The 777-nt window shown below is 66.4% G+C and carries 2 protein-coding genes; one reads left to right on the plus strand and one right to left on the minus strand.

All coding sequences use genetic code 11. The features are described 5' to 3' along the window. Positions 1 to 228, plus strand: a 228-nt coding sequence (locus DAI20_RS19350; protein ID WP_205781494.1) for a Maf family protein, incomplete at its 5' end; no start/stop codon positions are given. A gap of 101 nt (positions 229 to 329) precedes the next feature. Here the strand turns inward: DAI20_RS19350 and DAI20_RS19355 are convergent. Then, positions 330 to 777, minus strand: a 448-nt coding sequence (locus DAI20_RS19355) for an Ig-like domain-containing protein (protein WP_205781495.1), incomplete at its 5' end; no start/stop codon positions are given.

Here is a 777-nt window from a genome sequence, read left to right on the forward strand (position 1 = left end):
ACGGCCCTCGACCTGACCGAAGTACGGTTCCGCGTATTGGAACGGGATGAGATCACCCGTTACGTCGCCACCGAACAGCCGCTGGACTGCGCCGGCAGCTTCAAGTGCGAGGGCTTGGGCATCAGCCTGTTCGAGGCGATCGACAACCGCGACCCGACCGCGCTGATCGGCCTGCCGTTGATCGCGGTGTGCGGATTGCTGCGGCAGGCCGGGTACGCGGTGCCGTGAACTGTAGAGCCGAGCCGATGCTCGGCTGCTTTTTTCGAGGCTGCCTGCCATCTGAATCAGAAGCAGCCGAGCATCGGCTCGGCTCTACAGGACCAGAGGACTCAACGAACCTCGAACGGCTGCTCCTGCCACACCTCTACGCTGCCATCGCGGCCGAACAGGCGCAGGCCCAGCCAATGCCTCCCAGGTGCAAGCGTCGTCGTGTCCAATGAGGCATCGAAGCCGACGGCGGGATGCTGCGGATCGGTGCTGTCCGGCCAGGTCTGGCGCACATCGAAGGCGCGCCCATAGCGCGCATCACCGATCGAGCGACCATCGACCAGCACTTCAACCCGTGCCAGCCCGACACCGTCCTTGAACGCCCAGCCCTTGATGGCAAGCGTGCCGGACACCTTCTCGCCAGCACCGGGTGCATCCAGCCAGGCCATCGCCGGGGTCACGCATGGCCCGGGAGCGCGCTGCACCGGCAGCCGGAACAGCAGGAAGCGCTGGAAGCCATGGTCACTGCTGACCACCCGCGGCGCCGGCAACGGCCCCACCTGTTCGCAG

Source organism: Planctomonas deserti (assembly GCF_003067705.1).
GTDB lineage: Bacteria > Actinomycetota > Actinomycetes > Actinomycetales > Microbacteriaceae > Planctomonas > Planctomonas deserti.